General features: G+C 60.6%; 1 protein-coding gene and 1 pseudogene. Both read right to left on the bottom strand.

The features are described from left to right. Positions 1-722 (bottom strand): annotated as a pseudogene (locus tag ROG8370_RS19940) (transposase domain-containing protein); the annotation flags it as partial. Positions 723-784: 62 nt separating this feature from the next. Beyond that, positions 785-925 (bottom strand): IS66 family insertion sequence element accessory protein TnpB, encoded by a 141-nt coding sequence (tnpB, locus tag ROG8370_RS19935; protein WP_370738356.1) that lies wholly within the window; start codon positions 923-925, stop codon positions 785-787. Between the last annotated feature and the right edge of the window lie 13 nt (positions 926-938).

The following is a 938-nucleotide window of genomic DNA, read 5'->3' as shown; positions in this document are numbered from 1 at the left end:
GTCTTCATGGCGCGGCCACACCAGCCGACCAGCGTGCTTTCGGGGATGTCTGCCCCCATGCGTTCGAAGATCTCGTGCTGGCGATATAACGGAAGGTGGTCGTCGAACTTCGAGACCAGCACATGGGCCAGCAGGTTCGGCCCTGCCATACTGCCGGGGATCGGACGGCTGGGTGCTGGTTCCTGCACCATCCGCTCACAACGGCGGCAGGATTTCTTGATCCGGGCGATCTGGATCACCTTCATCTGCGCGGCGATCATGTCGAGGAGTTCGCTGACATCCTCCCCCACCACGCGAAGATCGCCGCCACAGTCAGGGCAGCAGGTGCCGGGGTCCAGTTCACGCCGCTCGCGTGGGGTCGTATCCGAGACCCGTGGTCGGCGGCGCAAAGCGGGTGTATCGGCAGCTTCCGGTGACAGTTCATCCTGCCCTTCGTCGATGGGCGCGTCATCGTTTTCCGCTACGGCGACCAACAGGTCTTCGAGCGCCAGTTCCAGCTGCTCGATTTCGCGCTCGACCTTTTCCGAGGACTTGCCAAAGGCCAGTTTCTGCAACTTGGCGATCCGCAGGCGCAACGCTTGAACCAGTTGATCATGGACACGCAATGTCGCCTACATCTTGGCGTTCTCTGCCTCGATCCGAGCATTTTCTACCTGCAAAGCCGCGATCATCGCCCTCAATTCAGCGGGATCATCAGGCAAGTTTTCATCAGGTTTCGACATGCGCCTGACTACCAAAAATCAGGCTATGGCACCATATAAATAAAGCAAATCCGGTCGCAAAGTCACCCGACCCGCGCAGGCGGAGCGCCCCAATCCGGACGCCGCCAGTCGATGCCTTCCCAGAGCATCGCGAGCTGTGCAGAGGTCAGCCGCACCGCCCCATCCTTGGCGCTCGGCCAAGGGAAACGTCCCCGCTCAAGCACCTTGTAATAGAGG

It is taken from the genome of Roseovarius gaetbuli (genome assembly GCF_900172365.1).
GTDB classification, from domain to species: Bacteria; Pseudomonadota; Alphaproteobacteria; order Rhodobacterales; family Rhodobacteraceae; genus Roseovarius; species Roseovarius gaetbuli.
Note: the sequence above shows the minus strand (reverse complement) of the source record. Positions and strands in the feature narration are given on the sequence as shown.